This is a genomic window from Wylensekiella montiformis (genome assembly GCF_009697385.1).
In the GTDB taxonomy this organism is placed as follows: Bacteria; Bacillota; Negativicutes; order Selenomonadales; family Selenomonadaceae; genus Selenomonas_A; species Selenomonas_A montiformis.
In genome coordinates this window covers 52,470-68,767 of record NZ_VUNL01000002.1, presented here as the reverse complement: position 1 = coordinate 68,767, position 16,298 = coordinate 52,470, and the positions used below count along the sequence as shown (strand labels likewise).

Here is a 16,298-nt window from a genome sequence, read left to right as displayed (position 1 = left end):
ATAAGGGGATTGTAAAATATGATGCAGAAGATCAGAAAAGCAGTAATTCCGGCAGCGGGATATGGGACTCGTTTCCTGCCGGCGACGAAGGCAACACCGAAGGAGATGCTTCCGATTGTTGATAAGCCGACGATCCAGTATATTGTAGAGGAAGCGCTGGCCAGTGGGATCGAGGATATTCTTATTATCAGTGGACATGGAAAGCGTGCCATCGAAGATCACTTTGACAGCGCACCTGCATTGGAGGCGGAATTGCAAAAAAAGGGGAAACAGGAAATGCTCCGCATGGTGCAGGAAACGGCGGATATTAATATCCACTATATCCGCCAGCGTTATATGCGCGGCCTTGGCGATGCGATTTTCTGCGCCAGATCTTTTATGGGCGATGAACCGTTTGCCGTCCTGCTCGGAGATGATGTGGTCTATAATCCGCAGAAACCAGCGCTGAAGCAGTTGATTGAAGTGTATGAAGAGACGGGCGGATCGGTGCTTGGCTGTCAGAAGGTAGCGGAGGAAAAGGTATCTTCTTATGGCATTATCGCGGGGAAAGAAACCAAAAACCGGCGTTTGATGAAGGTTTCCGATATGGTGGAAAAGCCTTCCAGGGAGGAAGCGCCCAGCAATATGGCGGTGTTGGGCCGTTATATCATCAAGCCGCAGATTTTTGATATTCTTTCCGAGACGAAACCCGGAAAGGGTGGGGAGATTCAGCTGACGGATGCGCTTCGTGTGCTGGCTCATGAAGATGCGGTTTATGCGTATGCTTTTGAGGGAAAACGCTATGATCTGGGAGATAAGCTAGGATTCCTCAAGGCGACGGTAGAGTTTGCGCTTCGTCGTAAAGACCTTGGCGGCCCGTTCCGGGCATATCTGAAGGAACTCACAGAGCAAATCTGAGGTGTGTGATTCTTTTGCGAAAAAAAAACAAAGCGAATCTGGCACTGGGCATCAGTGCTGCAGGTTTGGCGGGAACTATGGCAATGACAGGCGGAAATGGGGGGGTGGCCGGCCTGCTCTATCACGGATTCCTGGCTGCGACGATCGGCGGACTGGCCGATTGGTTTGCTGTAACGGCTATTTTTCATCGCCCGCTTGGCATTTCTTATCGGACAGATATTTTGCGCCGCAATCGCGGGCGGATTATGGAAGCGATGGTATCTTTTGCCAGTGACGATCTGCTCAGTACCAGGAATATCATGAGCATTGTCCGCGATCAGCCGCTGTCTGATCTGCTGATCGATTATTTAGTACATCGCGGAGGGCGCGCAAAGGTACATGAAACCGCGGAGGCCGTTTTGCTTCAGGCGGTCGGGGAGCTGGACACGAAGACTGTGGCTGAGGAGATAACGCCTGCTGTCCGCAAGGGATTAAGCCGCATGACAATCGAGGACGTTGTGCCGGAACTGCTGCGCATGCTGGCTGATGAACCCTATACCAGAAAGCTGTCAGACTGGCTGCTTTCCATCGGAAAGAGGTCGCTGCTCTCCCCGGACTTTCAACAGATCCTGCTGGAGCATATTCGTGCCATGCGGGAGCAGTATGAGAAAGATTCCGCGGGACGTGCCCTCCTTTTGTCTTCTCTTGGCCTTTCTGATGAGAGGCTCTTGAGCCTGCTGACCGGGATTTTGGAACGCCGGATGGATGAACTGCTGTCGGGCGGGTCTGAGGATTACGGGGCGTTAAAAGCCGGATGGGAAACCATGCTGCGGGCTTTCAGCCGGGATCCGAGATTTCTTGATCTGCTTCGCGAGCGCAGAGAAGAGCTTTTTAAGCAGGCAGATCTCACAGAAATGGCGGCGAAGTGGATGGAATGGAATCTGAAAGGGGAGAACCCATTCTGGCTTTCACGGCTTCATGCGTTTATCGATGCGAAGATCGATAAGCTGGCGGTCAGCAGGCCATGGCAGCGCAGGCTGGATGCGATTCTGAAGGATTTCATCGGATCGGAACTGGAGCGTCATCATGATGTGATTGCCGCTTTGATTCGTGAGCGGCTTGCGGAATTTTCGGACGATGCACTGGTGAATTTTGTAGAAAATAAGGTGCAGGATGATCTGCAGATGATCCGGATCAATGGCTCCATTGTGGGCGCGTTGGTCGGTATCGGTCTGTATCTGGTGGTTTGCCTGATGGAAAGGATGTGGGGACTTTGATCTGGTCGGACTGGAATAAGGCTGACAGGACCCTGCTTCTGGCCTTGGTTCTGTTTTTCTTTGCCCTTTGTATTCATCTTCAGTATCCGGGCAGGGTCGTGGCGGATGGATTCCTGTTCTGTGCGGAAGCCGCGCTGGTAGGAGGTATTGCAGACTGGTTTGCTGTGACGGCATTGTTTCGCAAGCCGCTGGGCTTTCCTTACCATACGGCCATCCTCCCACGGCGGAGGACAGCCTTCATTCAGGCCTCCGTACAAATGGTTCAGCGGGAGTTCTTTTCGAAACGGAAAATCTTTCGTCATTTGGAACACCTTCGACTGTTTCCGCTGCTTATGGGATGGCTGGCTAAAAAAGACACGGAAGATCGTCTGGTACGGCAGATGATGCATGAGGTGCGCAGTGTCTTGTTTTCTCAGGACATGCAGGTACAGGCCTCCGAACTGGCCCGCCATTTACGTGCTGCACTGAGCCGTGTACCTCCGGATCAGCTGGCCATTCTGCTAGAACGATGGTTTCGCCATGATGGACGGGATAAAGTGTTCCTGATGCGTCTGGCAGAGTATTTGAAAGGACGCGCGTCATCGGATCAGACACGTCAATTCCTGATTCATCAGTTTGAAGCATACGGGAAGCAAAACATGAAAGATCATCCCATGGCTGCTTTTTTTGTGGGGCTGGCTCAGGCCGTGGATCTGGTCAATTATGAAGAAGCGGCTGTTCTGACACAGCGGCAGATCTTATCCGCACTGGAAAAATTGTCTGTCCCGGATTCCGATTTGCAGCGCAGGGTACTCACCTTGCTTTACGATCAGGCCGATCAGCTCCGTCAGGAGCCGCACTGGCGGCAGATGCTTTGCGGCATCAGGGACGGGCTGCTGGATGAACTGCCATGGGAGCAGATTGTCGGCCGGGTCTGGGGACAGTTTCGTGACACACTTTGCGGCGATACGAAAAAATCATGGGGAGAAGCAGGATTTTCTCTGCACTTGGAAGAACTCCTGCGCAGAGAATATTGTCATATGCTGTGGATTATGGAGACGAAGCCGCAACTTCATCAACAGCTGGAACGGTTTCTTTATGATCTCATTGCCCGGTCGGCATTGCATGCCCAGACCCTGATTGGTGTGATTGTTACGCAGGTTTTATCCCGACTGACCGACGAACAGTTGAATCATCTGGTTTATGATAAGGTAGAGCCGGATCTGCTGTGGATCCGGATGAACGGATCGATTGTCGGCGCAGGAATTGGCTTGCTTTTATTTGTATCTTTGCGTTTCCTGGCCTATTGAACAGGCTGTGCTTTCATCCGCCGGAGCCTGTGATGTATAACGAAGAAGTACTGTGTGCATATCTTCTGCGGGGAGATATGCGCATGGTACTTCTTTTTGGTCTGTCTTTTCTTTTTTTTCTTTCAATGATATAGTATACATAAAAGAAAAGAAGGGAGGTGGAGATGTGAAAGAACGGAACGTTGTGCTGCGTATCGTGCTGACTTTGGTGACATGCGGGCTTTATGGGCTTTATTGGATGGCTGTGGTTACGAACGATGTTCATCGCCTTACCGGAAAACCGCGAACCACATCCGGCGGAAGAGCGGCACTTTATACCTTGCTGACTTGTACCGTGTATTTTTATTACTGGCTTTACCAGATCGGAGGAGAATTGGCCGATTATCGCCGAGATCAGGGGTTGACTGCAGATGCTGTGTCGAGGATGACCTACACGGTAACTGCAGTGATTATGACGCTGGCACCGATTCTCAGCGAGTTTTTGCGTGTTCTGGCTCAGATCGGGCATGAAGCTGGTTCGTCCCCGTCGATTGTCGGTGATATCACTTATTCCAATGGGGATGTGCTCGACATGCTCACGGGGGTGTTTCTGGCTGTCGTTTTTACTGCGGTGTTTCAGTTTCTGCTGACGATTGTGATTCTTTGGTTCAATTATCATCGCAGGGATGGCAGTCCACAGGTGCTGTATGTGCTCATGGGGGTACTCAGAACATCGATTTTCACGACGGCGTTTTTGCAGATATCCCTCAACGATATGATTCGGCATATGGCGCTGGACCCCGGTCGGACTCATTGTGAGCAGAAAGCAGGAGGAGAAGTACAGTGAACGGTATTCAAGTGCGAAGTATTCCCAAATCTATTATTTTTTCGTTTATCACCTGCGGCATTTATGGTATTTACTGGTTTATTAAAATGACGAACGAAGTCCATACAGCGGCTGGCCGGAAGAGTACGGCTTCCGGTGGGCTGGCGTTTCTGTATTGCCTGATTACCTGCGGCATTTATTTTTTTTACTGGGCGTATAAGATGGGACAGACGATCATCGAGGCAAAGGGAAGCAGAAATATGACGGTAGATGGGAATCTGCCTATTATTTATGTGATTTTCGCATTATTCGGTTTGGCTATCGTCAGCGAGGCGCTGATACAGGATGCACTGAATGATATCTGTGCTTATGATGACGGTCAGCAAAGGAGCGGCGAAAAGCGTTTGGAACAGAACAGGCATGAAGAATCCGGATCGGATGACCAGACAGAGAACACGCAGGAATAACGTGATGAGGAGATGGGCCGTTTTGCTTTTGGCAGGTTTGGTCTATCTTGGATTCTGTTTGTCGACGGGAATGAGCCTGCCATGCCCGTTCCGTCTGCTGACAGGATATCTTTGCCCCGGATGCGGCGTCACACATATGGCGTTGGCACTGGCTCATGGCGACCTGTCCGGAGCCATGGCTGCGAATCCGGCAATTCTTCTGACGGCACCGCTGCTGCTTGTTCTTCAGATTCGGGAGGATGCTCATTGGATTCGTACGGGGGAAATAACGGATTCTGATTTTTATCTGCCGCAGATATTGCTGGCGGTTTTTCTTCTTTTTGGTGTCTGGCGCAATTTGGCCGGATGAGGAATGCGGACGGTCCGGAAGGATTTTTTCTGCAATAGAATGTGAATATGGCGAGGATGCCCCGCACGGGCGGATAAGCATGAGATTCATAGTTTGTCCGTCTGTGCGGGGCGTTTTGGTGAGGCGGGGAGAGGTTTCATTCTTTGGTCAGCGTGGAACGATCGATTTCTGTGCCGTCCACTGTATAGTCGGAAATCTGCAGCGTATGCGGCGTGACTTCCAGAAGGAGGTAATTTTCTCGGGTAGGCTGAGCGATTGCCTTTCGGTCATAGAGAGGGTCAGCGGGTACGGTATATTGTTCGTTGCCGGACGGCCCGCTCATAATGTAGAGCGGGCCGTCTTCGGCCGGTTTCCCCGCTCGAATATGCCCCCGGTTCCGATAGGTGTGCATATGGCCGGTCAATACAAGATCGATGCCGAGCTGTTCGAATGTCTGCATAAAGGCATGACCGACATCACTGATTCCGCCGGTGTGGCCGGTCCCGGGCTGATATTCATCATAAGCAAGAATATCCTTGTGCATCAGGACGATTTTCCATGACTTTTTGCTGACGGCGGCGTCCTGACGGAGCCAAAGCAGTTCTTCCTGCAAAAGACCGGGCTTCAGCTTGTCCAGCTCGGCGATCTGTGTGTTGAGAACGATGAAATGCGCGGGCCCATAATCAAAGGAATAATAATAGCCGGAAAATGCCCGGCTGCCGTTATCCGGCAGGGAAAATGTTGCGAGATAGCGGCGCGGCAGAGCAAACTGCCAGTCCAGACCGTAGCATTCATGATTGCCCATGACGGGAACAAAGGGGATCGCTCTTGCCGGACTGTCTGTGAGAACAGATAGGAAGCTGTTCCAGTGCCAGGATGACTGGCCGTTGTCCGTAAGGTCGCCGATATCAGCCAGAAAAGCCGCTTCAGGGTGGCGGGCAAAGGCCCGGGTCAGCAGCTGCCGGAATGTTTCGTATGTTTCACCGCATTGAGAATCGCAAACCAACAGGGCCTGAAAGGTTTGCGTGCGGCTGGAAGCGGTATTTATGGGCAGCGGGATTTCTTCTCCGCCCATTTGGATTGTTCCTTCATAATGCGTGCCTGATTTCAGTCCGGTAAGCCGTACGGTATAACATGTCGTGGTGTCATTGTCCTGAACCAGCGTGTTGCTTTCGGGATGGATCTGTTTCATTCCGTTGGGCGATGTAAGCCGGAATACCGCATCCTTTACCGGGCCGTCTGCCTGCCACATGACGGTCCGGCTTGTCGCAGAATCCTGCGTGATGATCTGGCGCGGAAACCGGATGGTGCGGCCCGCGGCGGATGCGGGGATATAGCGTCCAAGGCCGAGAGCCAGCAGGACGCTGGTACAGAGCTGGATAAAGGTTCTTCTTGTCATAGTAATCTATCGCTCCTTGTTTCGGATTGCGGCGTCTGTTCAGGGGACTGTTCAGTGCGGAGCGGATTTATCCGGCGCATGATTGGCCGCGCGCCGTTCGTAAATCCAGGCGCCGAGCATCAGGAAAACGGCGATCACGCAGACGGTGATAAGGCGCGTCGGATCTTCCTGATGGGTAATGGTATCGTGCCCGATGATGGCCTCAATGCCGGTGGAGGGAAACTTGCCGACAAAGGAAGCGATAAGATAATCTCTGAATTTCATAGCGGACAGCGCGCCGAGCGCATTGAGCAGGATAGAAGGGAAATAGGGGACCATGCGGGCGATCAGCATGACGACAAAACCGCGCCGGCCGCTGTACTTATCGATACTGGACAGCGTCTTGCTTTTTCTGATGATGGCTTCGGCGGCATCGCGGAAGAAAAAGCGAAGCAGCAGAAAGCTGATTGCCACGCCGACGGTTTCAGCAGTGACTGCGAGAAAAATTCCTGCCGCGATGCCGAAGATCAAGGTATTGGCCGTGGAGAAAATGATGGCCGGCGGGAAGCCCAGCGCGTTGACAAAAAGCGTGAGAAGAAAGCTGAACAAGACGGCCCATGGCCCGAACGAGGCAATGTAATCCGCTGTTTCCCGTATATCTCCCCGGGAAAGCAGTCCGGCAATGTGCGGCAGGAGCATGGGGTTTATCCAATGTATTACCACAAAGAGAAGGACAATGGCCAGTGCGGCAAGGACTTTGACCATTCCCATGGATGGATGCAGTTTCAAAAAGAAAACCTCCTGATCGATTCATAATACGGGTATCGTGTACCTTTTTCATTATATCATTAATTTTCCCGGGAAAGATGAAAATAAGTGGGAGATCTGTCATTTTCATAGCCCTTGTGGTAAAATAAAACTGTTATACTGTGGGGAAGGTGAGCCGATTTATGAAAAAGTCAGTAACGAAGCCGACGGAAAGAATGTGGCATGGCGTTCGGACGGGGATGATGGCTGCTGCAGTAACGGCCGTGGGGCTGGTGGTGGTTCCCAAACTGCTCGCGCAGACGGGGATGAGCTTTCCGGGAGCGTTCTTTTCAGCGGGATTTATCGCGTTGGCAGGGACCTTTCTCATGGGGTGGCTTCGCCTGCCGTTTCTGCTGTCGATTCCGGTATCTTGTTCTTCCTCGCTGGTTTTTTTGTCTGCCATTTCGCAGGGACTCAGCTGGCAGCAGCTTCTGGGTATTGGGGCGGCGGCTTCTTTAGCAGGGGTGATTCTGTTTCAGGGAGCGGCAGGACGGTGTATGACCTCATGGATCCCGCAGCCGATCCGTCAGGTCATGCCGGGGGCCCTGGGCCTGATGCTGATTCTGCTCGGCCTGTATATGGGACGCATTTTGGTCCGGTCCCCGTGGTCACTGACCATGCTGGGAAATTTTCAGGATCCGCTGGCCTGGTTCAGCGCGGCGGGTATTTTCGTTACGCTGGCGCTGATGGCGGTGGGACGGAGCAGTGCCATAATGTACGGAATGGTGCTTACGGCGGCTGTTTCTCTGGCAGAAGGCTTTTGGGCCGTTCCAGCGGCGCCGTTTCTGTTGCCGGAAGGCTTGGATCATACCGCATTTCAGCTCTGTCTGACGGCAGAAACGCCCCGCGAGGCCGTGGAGATGCTGTCGGCCGGGGTGACCTTGCTTATGGTTCTCAGCTGCGTAAACTGGAGCTGGCTGCAGGCAATACAGCCGGAAGAGAGAGAAGGCCGGCGCGTTCTTCCCTGGATTTTCGGGCTGGGAATCCCCGGGGCATTGCTCGGAAGTCTGCCTGTTGCTGTGGCTCCGCCGACGGCGTTGCTGCTGACAGAGCGGGAGCAGTGCCGGACTGCGGCATTTTCCACAGCATTTTTTTTAATGCTGGCTTTGTTTTGCGAGCCGCTGCTGGCTGCGATGGCAGAGTTCCCGGCTATGGTTGTTCCTGTACTCGTAGGCGGAGGACTGATGATGATTCGTACGATGAATCGGGCGGCCCTTTCTGCATTCGCGGAATGGCCGGATGTCAGCGCTTCCGTTGCCGTGCTGGTCCTGATGCCGTTGTCATGGAGTATATCTGCCGGTCTGGGGATCGGAATGATCTTGTGGTGCGTTATGAAGATTTGTGCCGGCCGGCTGCGGGATGTTCCGCGGGGGACCATGGCTCTCTCTTTCTTGTTTGCTGTTTATTTTCTTTATGTGTCTGTTTAAATGGATGTATTTCGATGCTTGTTTTCAAGGGGTGTTCATTTCGTGAGATTCCATCATGATGATTGGCGGTTGATTTTTTCCGGTATGATGACCGGGATCGTTTTACTTTCCATGATGTCTGTCAGTGAAGCGGCCAGACATCTGGACAGCGTGCAGTCGGAGACTCGCGTTTCAACGGGAAGGCCGGTCAGGGAGGGCGGAAGCCGTTCGCTGGAGCGGCAGACTGAGTCGAAGGAGCTGCGTTCCCGCGTGCAGGATGTTTTGCATCCGGCTGCGGATGCTGCTGCGGCGGCATCATCCGCAGCAGCTGTGCCGAAGACGGTTTCAGCCGAAGACGATTCGATTATCGGTACGCCTTTGGCCAGCCAGCAGCAATGCGTGGATTTTCTGCTCAGTGTCAATCCGGCGCCGAACATCACGGTATCTCCGCAGGAACTGGTATCGTACTATTACGAAGAAGGAGCCCGGGAAGGGATCCGTCCGGATGTTGCTTTTGCACAGGCCTTGAAGGAAACGGGCTTTTTTCGCTACGGAGGGACGGTGACGCCGGACCAGAATAATTATTGCGGGCTGGGAACGACGAGCAGTCAGGTAAAAGGAGCTTACTTTGGCTCGGCGCGTCTCGGTGTTCGCGCTCAGATTCAGCATCTTCTGGCCTACGCTTCGACGCGTCAGCCGAATATGCCGGTTGTCGATCCGCGCTACAGACTGGTCCGGTCGTCTTACGGAACGCGTACGCTGGGGCGTTGGGGGGATCTCAACGGGCGTTGGGCCGTTCCCGGATATACTTACGGGCAGAGTATTTTAAGCATTTTTCGGGCGATGCTGACAAAGTAAAGAACCGTTGCCGCGTTTTTCTGCATAATTTGCATAAACAGAAGGGAATATGGATGTTATGATTACGACGAATAATGTGTCGCTGCAATTTGGCAAGCGCGTCCTTTATAAGGATGTAAACCTCAAATTTACTCCGGGAAACTGCTATGGGATTATTGGCGCCAATGGTGCCGGAAAATCCACGTTTCTCAAGCTGCTGTCCGGTGAGATCGAACCGACCGGCGGAACGATAGAAATTACGCCGGGAGAACGTCTGGCCGTCCTTCGTCAGGATCATTACGCCTATGACGACTATGAAGTGCTTCGTACCGTCATCATGGGGCATAAGCGCCTGGTGGAGATCATGGATGAAAAGGATGCGCTCTATGCCAAGCCGGATTTCAGTGAAGAAGATGGCATGAAAGCATCGGAGCTTGAAGCGGAATTCGCGGAACTGAACGGATGGGACGCGGAGTCAGAGGCAGCGCGGCTGCTCAATGGTCTTGGCATACCAGAAGCGGAACATACGATGAAAATGGCAGATCTTACGGCGAAGGAAAAAGTTCGTGTTTTGCTGGCGCAGGCTTTATTCGGAAACCCGGATATTCTTCTGCTCGACGAGCCGACGAATCATTTGGATGTCGAGTCCATCAACTGGCTGGAAGACTTTCTGGCGGATTTTCCGAATACCGTCATTGTTGTATCCCATGACCGGCATTTCCTAAATCAGGTTTGCACGTATATCTGTGATGTGGACTTTGGCGAAATCAGGCTCTATGCCGGTAATTATGATTTCTGGTATCAGTCCAGCCAGCTGGCGCTCCAGCTTCAAAAGGAGCAGAATAAAAAAGCAGAAGAAAAGATCAAGGAGCTGCAGAACTTTATCGCCCGTTTTGCCGCCAACGCAGCCAAATCAAAACAGGCGACGAGCCGCAAAAAGCTGCTGGATAAAATTCGTGTGGAGGACATCAAGCCGTCTTCCCGCCGCTATCCTTATATTGCTTTTACGCCGGACCGCGAAGCCGGCGATCAGCTGCTGCAGGTGGATGGAATTTCCAAGACCGTGGATGGCGAGCAGGTGCTTAAAAATGTCAGCTTTACGTTGAAAAAGGGAGACAAGGTTGCTTTCGTCGGCCCGAACAGTATCGGCAAAACGATGTTGTTCCGGATTCTCATGGGAGAAGAGGAGCCGGATGAGGGAACCTTTAAATGGGGTGTTACGACGACGCAGGCATATCTTCCTTCCGATAACTCTTCGTATTTTGATGATGTGGATTTGACTCTGGTTGATTGGCTGCGCCAATATTCCAAGGACCCTGATGAAACTTTTGTTCGCGGATTCTTGGGCCGGATGCTGTTTTCCGGAGAGGAGAGCCTGAAAAAGGCGTCTGTCCTTTCCGGCGGCGAGCGGGTCCGCTGCATGCTTTCACGCATGATGCTTTCCGGTGCAAATGTTCTGTTGCTCGATGAGCCAACGAATCATTTGGATCTGGAATCGATTACGGCGTTGAACAACGGCCTGATTGCCTTTAAGGGAACGGCTCTTTTTGTTTCGCATGACCATGAATTTGTTCAGACGATAGCAAATCGCATTATTGATATCACTCCGGATGGCGTAGTGGATCGCGTGACGACATACGACGATTTTCTGGCCAATGAGACGGTGCGCCAGCAGCTGATGGAAAAGTATAAAAAATAAACGTGAACCTGTTGCAGAAGGAGCCGTGCGTTTATGCTGGGACAATTCTTTCAGAATAAAATAGAAGAAGCAGGAGCTACGGCCAGGCTGCGGGAAATGGTAGCTGTTTTGCGCAGGCGCGAGGTGGTTCGCGGCATGACGCCGGAGAAGCTGCGCATGGTGTTGGAAGATCTCGGACCTACTTTTGTAAAGCTGGGGCAGGTCATGAGTATGCGTCCGGATTTTTTGCCGCCGGAATACTGCGATGAGCTGATGAAACTGCAGTCTTCTGCTAAGGCGCTGCCGTTTCCGGTTATTTTGTCCGTGATCGAGCAGGAGTACAACCGCCGCTGGAATAAGGTCTTTCAATATATCGATGAGGAAGCGCTGGGGTCGGCAAGTATCGCGCAGGTACACCGGGCCGTTTTGGCAAGCGGGGAAAAAGTCGTTGTGAAAGTGCAGCGGCCCGGCATTTATGAGATCATGAGCAAGGATATTGCTCTGCTGAAACGGGCGGCGGCTCTTTTAAAAGTTGTGAGCCGTTCTCAGGATGTCGTGGATTTTAATATGGTTTTGGATGAAATGTGGACGATTGCCAAGCAGGAGATGGATTTCCTGCTGGAAGCCGATCATATTGATGAATTCAATCATTTGAACCGCGACGTCGATTACGTTACCTGCCCGCAGGTTTATCGCCAGCTTTCCACACCGCATATTCTGGTCATGGAGTTTATCGACGGAATACGCATTGATGATTTTGACAAGCTGAGCAGCCGCGGCTATGATATCAATCTGCTGGGCAGGCATCTGGGCGAGAATTATGTCAAGCAGATTATTGAAGATGGTTTTTTTCATGCGGATCCGCATCCCGGCAATATTTGGATTCGCAACGGACGGATTGTCTGGCTGGATCTTGGGATGGTCGGCAAGCTGTCAGGGCGTGACCGGATGGCGATACGCAAAGCGATCTACGCACTGGCCAATCATGATACCTTTGAAATGAAGGCAGCGGTGCTGTCTCTCGGTGTAGTCAAGGGAAAGATAAATCATACGGTATTATATCAGGATATCGATGCGCTGATGTCCCAGTACAGCAGCATGGATTTCAGCGAGCTCCAAATGGGGACACTGACGCGTCAGATTATGAACTTGATGCGGGTTCATCATATCGGCTGCCCTCAGGGGCTGTCGATGTTTGCCCGTGGTGTTCTGACCGTTGAGGGCGTCATGCGCCTGTGCTGTCCGAAGGTGAGCTTTGTGGAGATCTTCGCCCGCAGTCTGGCTGTCAATTATAAGAAAAATTTTCATTGGCGGGACGAGATGGCCAAGGCCCGGAGAGAAGGATTCCTGCTTCTGCGGAAATCGGCACAGCTTCCCGAGCAGATCTCGGATATCCTGAAGATGACGATGAGCGGTCAGACGAAGGTGAATCTTGATCTGACGGGATCGGAAGAACCATTGCGGAAACTGGACCAGATGATCAATAAGCTGATTTTGGCCTTGCTGGTGGCCGCATTGCTTTTGGGATCGAGCACGATATGCACTACGCAGATGACGCCCAAAATCATGGAAATTCCCTTGCTGGGATTTCTCGGCTATTTGATTGCCTTTATCTTGAGTATACGCATTATCTGGGAAATTCATAAAGGAACCTGAACAGAAAGGAAGTTATCAATGAGAGGGATACGCGGGGCGATTACTGTAGGAGAAAACAATAAAGAAGAAATTTGGCAGGCCGCTAGAATTTTGGTGGCTCAAATTCTTCGCCGCAATCGTGTGAAAACGGAAGATATAGGGGCGGCGATTTTCAGCGCGACAGAAGATCTGACAGCGGCCTTTCCTTCTACAGGCGCACGCTGTCTGCCGGGATTCGATGCCGTGCCGCTTTTTGATGCCAGACAGTGTGCGATTGACGGTTCCATGGATCACTGCATCCGTGTCCTTCTGCTCGTGGATACGACGCGGAAACAGTCGGAGATTCAGCATGTGTATATGGGACGCGCTCAGGCGCTGCGCCCGGATCTTCGGAGCTTCTGACAAAGCCTTTTCATGGCAGAGGGAAAACAGAAACGCGATAATAACCCATTCCTAAACAAACATAAAAGAGATTAATGGAAAAGGACAGTTGTACTGTACTTTTCCATTATGATTTAGTAGAATAATAGAGTAGAGTTTCATTCGTGAAAGATAAGGAGAGAGGTAATTTGAGTAACATTGATACGACCTGTGTGAATGCCATCCGCGTACTGGCTGCCGATGCCATCCAAAAGGCAAAGTCGGGCCATCCCGGTCTGCCGCTGGGCAGTGCAGCAATGGCCTATGAGCTTTGGGCACGGCATATGAAGCACAATGCCGGAAATCCGAAATGGGCAAATCGCGACCGCTTCATTCTTTCCGGCGGACACGGCTCGACCCTCCTTTATTCTCTGTTGCATTTCTTTGGCTATGGACTGACGCTGGACGATATGAAGCAGTTCCGTCAGGACGGCTCGTTGACCCCCGGACATCCGGAATACGGCCATACGGTTGGCGTAGAGGCGACGACCGGACCGCTCGGCGCCGGCATGGGGATGGCCGTTGGCATGGCTATGGCCGAAGCGCATCTGGCTGCTGAATTCAATCGTCCGGGATACGATATCGTCGATCACTATACCTTTGCGTTAGGCGGCGACGGCTGCATGATGGAAGGCATCTCTTCCGAGGCGTTTTCTCTGGCCGGAACGCTGGGGCTTTCCAAGCTGATCATTCTGTATGATTCCAATAAGATTTCCATCGAAGGAAATACGGACATTGCCTTTACGGAAAACGTACAGGCCCGTATGGCGGCGTTTGGCTTCCAGACCATCACGGTCGAAGACGGCAATGATCTCGACGCTATCGGCAAGGCGATTGAAGCGGCTAAGGCGGATAAGGAAAGGCCGTCCTTTATCACCGTCAAAACGCAGATTGGTTACGGCTGCCCCGCAAAACAGGGCAAAGCCAGCGCTCATGGCGAACCGCTGGGTGAGGAAAATGTCAAGGCATTGAAGGAAAACCTTGGCTGGCCGGATCCGGATAAGGCTTTTTCCATTCCGGAAGAGGTTTATGCCCATTATCATGAGCTGGCCAAGCGGGGCGCAGAGGCCGAGAAGGAGTGGAACGAGCTGTTCGCGCAATACAGCGAGAAGTTCCCGGAGGAAAGAGCGCGCTGGGATAAATTCCATGCCCCGGTTGACGCGGATGCTCTGCTGAACGATGAGGAATTCTGGTCTTATGAGGATAAAGCACAGGCTACGCGTTCCCTGTCCGGCGTGATGATCAACCGTCTGAAGGACAAGCTGCCGCAGCTGATCGGCGGCAGCGCAGATCTGGCTCCGTCGAATAAAACGCATATGAACGGCGAGAGCGATTTCAGCAAAGAAAACTATGTCGGCCGCAATCTGCATTTCGGCATCCGGGAGCTGGCCATGGCAGCAATGGCAAATGGAATCACGCTTCATGGCGGGCTGCGCACGTATATCGCTACCTTCTTTGTGTTCAGTGATTACATGAAACCGATGATGCGTCTGGCCGCGCTGATGAAGCTTCCGGTCACCTATGTACTGACGCATGACAGCATTGGCGTGGGAGAAGATGGTCCTACGCATGAGCCGATTGAGCAGCTGGCTATGCTGAGAGCTATGCCGAATCTCAATGTATTCCGTCCGGCTGATGCCACGGAAACGGCGGCAGGATGGTATTTGGCCGCAACGGCAGATCAGACACCTACGGCTCTGGTCCTCACGCGTCAGAACCTGCCGCAGCTGGCTGGCTCCAGCAAAGAGGCGCTGAAAGGTGCCTATGTGGTATCGGAAGCCAAAGATGCTGCAAACATGGACGGGATTCTGATCGGGACAGGTTCGGAAGTATCCTTGGCCATTGAGGCGCAGGCCGCTCTGGCGAAAGAGGGACTGGATGTACGCGTTGTGTCCATGCCGTGCATGGAATTATTTGCTCAGCAGGACGCTTCGTATCAGGAGCAGGTACTTCCGCGCAGCGTGCGCGCTCGTGTAGCGGTAGAGGCTCTTTCCGGTTTCGGCTGGGGAAAATATATTGGATTCGATGGAGCCGTTGTTTGCATGGAAGGCTTCGGCGCTTCTGCCCCGGGACCGCTGCTCTTCAAGAAATTCGGCTTTACGGTGGAGCATGTGACGGAGACGGCAAAAAAAGTGATTGCTGCGAACCGGTAAGATAAAGCGGCGTGACGGTGGCTTACGTCGGACGGAGCGGACAGAAATGAGGAATCGTTTCTGTCCGCTTTTTTTAGTCTTTATTCATATTTTTTGTCAAAACGATACGCTAGACAGCGTGTACACGTAAAACTGGATAAATAAAGTGTTGACAAGCATTTTAGCGAATGATAATATATAGAAGTGCCTGATTTTAGCGCATGATTTGGTGATACAGGGGAGTGAGAACAATGACGCTGGATACACTGAAAAATGCCAATCGGGTGATTGGTATCAAACAGGTCGCCAAGGCTGTCAGGCGTGGAGCTGTCCGCGAGGTATTCATTGCGGATGACGCAGAGGAACGGATCGTAGAACCGCTCCGGGAGCTTTGCAGGGAACAAAATGTTCCGACGGGCCGGGCAGAAACGATGGAGCAGCTGGGAAAAGCATGCGGCATCGAAGTAAGCGCGGCAGCAGCGGCAGTCCTGATCTAAGCAGGTATATTTGTTAAAAACTTCAGGGTTTTCTCTGGGGTTTTAATAAATAATAAATTCTCAATATGAAGGAAGGAGGTGCATGTATGCCTACTATCAATCAGTTAGTTCGTAAGAGCAGAAAGAGCATGCAGGAGAAGTCCAAAGCACCAGCACTCAAAAATTGCCCGCAGAAACGCGGTGTATGCACTCGTGTTTACACGTCTACGCCGAAAAAGCCGAACTCGGCTCTGCGCAAGGTGGCTCGTGTTCGTCTGACGAACAGCATCGAAGTTACCGCATACATCCCAGGCATTGGTCATAATCTTCAGGAGCACAGTGTTGTTCTTATCCGCGGCGGTCGTGTCAAGGATCTGCCGGGTGTTCGTTACCACATCATTCGCGGTTCGCTCGATACTGCCGGTGTGCAGGATCGCGGTCAGGGCCGTTCGAAGTACGGTGCGAAGAAAGCAAAGAAAAAATAACA

General features: G+C 52.2%; 16 protein-coding genes. 14 read left to right on the top strand and 2 right to left on the bottom strand.

Going from position 1 to position 16,298, the window contains the following annotated elements:
* Positions 1-21: 21 nt before the first annotated feature.
* The 6 genes from galU to FYJ78_RS01890 all read left to right on the top strand — a co-directional run bounded on the left by galU (position 22) and on the right by FYJ78_RS01890 (position 5,063).
* On the top strand, positions 22-897 hold the full coding sequence (gene galU / locus FYJ78_RS01915; protein ID WP_154619907.1) for a UTP--glucose-1-phosphate uridylyltransferase GalU: 876 nt from the start codon (positions 22-24) through the stop codon (positions 895-897).
* A gap of 14 nt (positions 898-911) precedes the next feature.
* Positions 912-2,153, top strand: a complete 1,242-nt coding sequence (locus FYJ78_RS01910) for a DUF445 domain-containing protein (protein WP_154619707.1) — start codon at positions 912-914, stop codon at positions 2,151-2,153.
* Positions 2,150-3,442 carry a DUF445 domain-containing protein gene (locus FYJ78_RS01905; protein ID WP_154619706.1) on the top strand — a complete coding sequence of 431 codons (1,293 nt, stop codon included), beginning with the start codon at positions 2,150-2,152 and terminating at the stop codon, positions 3,440-3,442. Before FYJ78_RS01910 ends, FYJ78_RS01905 begins: the two co-directional genes overlap by 4 nt.
* 166 nt (positions 3,443-3,608) lie before the next feature.
* Complete coding sequence (locus tag FYJ78_RS01900; protein ID WP_154619705.1) at positions 3,609-4,268, top strand: DUF4234 domain-containing protein; 660 nt, start codon at positions 3,609-3,611, stop codon at positions 4,266-4,268.
* Positions 4,265-4,714 carry a DUF4234 domain-containing protein gene (locus tag FYJ78_RS01895; RefSeq protein WP_328597610.1) on the top strand — a complete coding sequence of 150 codons (450 nt, stop codon included), beginning with the start codon at positions 4,265-4,267 and terminating at the stop codon, positions 4,712-4,714. Before FYJ78_RS01900 ends, FYJ78_RS01895 begins: the two co-directional genes overlap by 4 nt.
* A gap of 22 nt (positions 4,715-4,736) precedes the next feature.
* On the top strand, positions 4,737-5,063 hold the full coding sequence (locus FYJ78_RS01890) for a DUF2752 domain-containing protein (RefSeq protein ID WP_195847823.1): 327 nt from the start codon (positions 4,737-4,739) through the stop codon (positions 5,061-5,063).
* Between the two features lie 136 nt (positions 5,064-5,199).
* On the opposite strand, the gene FYJ78_RS01885 is transcribed toward FYJ78_RS01890, so the two are convergent.
* Positions 5,200-6,441, bottom strand: coding sequence for a purple acid phosphatase family protein (locus tag FYJ78_RS01885; protein WP_154619703.1), 1,242 nt, complete (start codon positions 6,439-6,441; stop codon positions 5,200-5,202).
* Between the two features lie 51 nt (positions 6,442-6,492).
* A complete protein-coding gene (locus tag FYJ78_RS01880; RefSeq protein WP_195847833.1) occupies positions 6,493-7,185 on the bottom strand; it encodes a TVP38/TMEM64 family protein in 693 nt (230 codons plus the stop codon).
* A gap of 185 nt (positions 7,186-7,370) precedes the next feature.
* Here FYJ78_RS01880 and FYJ78_RS01875 point away from each other — a divergent pair, with 185 nt between their 5' ends.
* The 8 genes from FYJ78_RS01875 to rpsL all read left to right on the top strand — a co-directional run bounded on the left by FYJ78_RS01875 (position 7,371) and on the right by rpsL (position 16,296).
* A complete protein-coding gene (locus FYJ78_RS01875; RefSeq protein WP_154619701.1) occupies positions 7,371-8,654 on the top strand; it encodes a hypothetical protein in 1,284 nt (427 codons plus the stop codon).
* 42 nt (positions 8,655-8,696) lie between these two features.
* Positions 8,697-9,491: a glucosaminidase domain-containing protein gene (locus FYJ78_RS01870; protein ID WP_408014408.1), complete on the top strand. Its 795-nt coding sequence runs from the start codon at positions 8,697-8,699 to the stop codon at positions 9,489-9,491.
* Positions 9,492-9,549: 58 nt separating this feature from the next.
* Positions 9,550-11,169, top strand: coding sequence for an ABC-F family ATP-binding cassette domain-containing protein (locus FYJ78_RS01865; RefSeq protein ID WP_154619905.1), 1,620 nt, complete (start codon positions 9,550-9,552; stop codon positions 11,167-11,169).
* A 33-nt stretch (positions 11,170-11,202) separates the two neighbouring features.
* Positions 11,203-12,804, top strand: a complete 1,602-nt coding sequence (locus FYJ78_RS01860) for an ABC1 kinase family protein (protein WP_154619700.1) — start codon at positions 11,203-11,205, stop codon at positions 12,802-12,804.
* 18 nt (positions 12,805-12,822) lie between these two features.
* Positions 12,823-13,185, top strand: coding sequence for a chorismate mutase (gene aroH, locus FYJ78_RS01855; protein WP_154619699.1), 363 nt, complete (start codon positions 12,823-12,825; stop codon positions 13,183-13,185).
* 167 nt (positions 13,186-13,352) lie between these two features.
* Positions 13,353-15,356, top strand: a complete 2,004-nt coding sequence (gene tkt / locus FYJ78_RS01850; RefSeq protein WP_154619698.1) for a transketolase — start codon at positions 13,353-13,355, stop codon at positions 15,354-15,356.
* A 230-nt stretch (positions 15,357-15,586) separates the two neighbouring features.
* Entirely contained in the window at positions 15,587-15,832 is a 246-nt protein-coding gene (locus tag FYJ78_RS01845) for a ribosomal L7Ae/L30e/S12e/Gadd45 family protein (protein ID WP_154619697.1), read from the top strand.
* Between the two features lie 86 nt (positions 15,833-15,918).
* Positions 15,919-16,296 carry a 30S ribosomal protein S12 gene (rpsL, locus tag FYJ78_RS01840; RefSeq protein ID WP_154619696.1) on the top strand — a complete coding sequence of 126 codons (378 nt, stop codon included), beginning with the start codon at positions 15,919-15,921 and terminating at the stop codon, positions 16,294-16,296.
* The last annotated feature ends 2 nt before the right edge of the window (positions 16,297-16,298 follow it).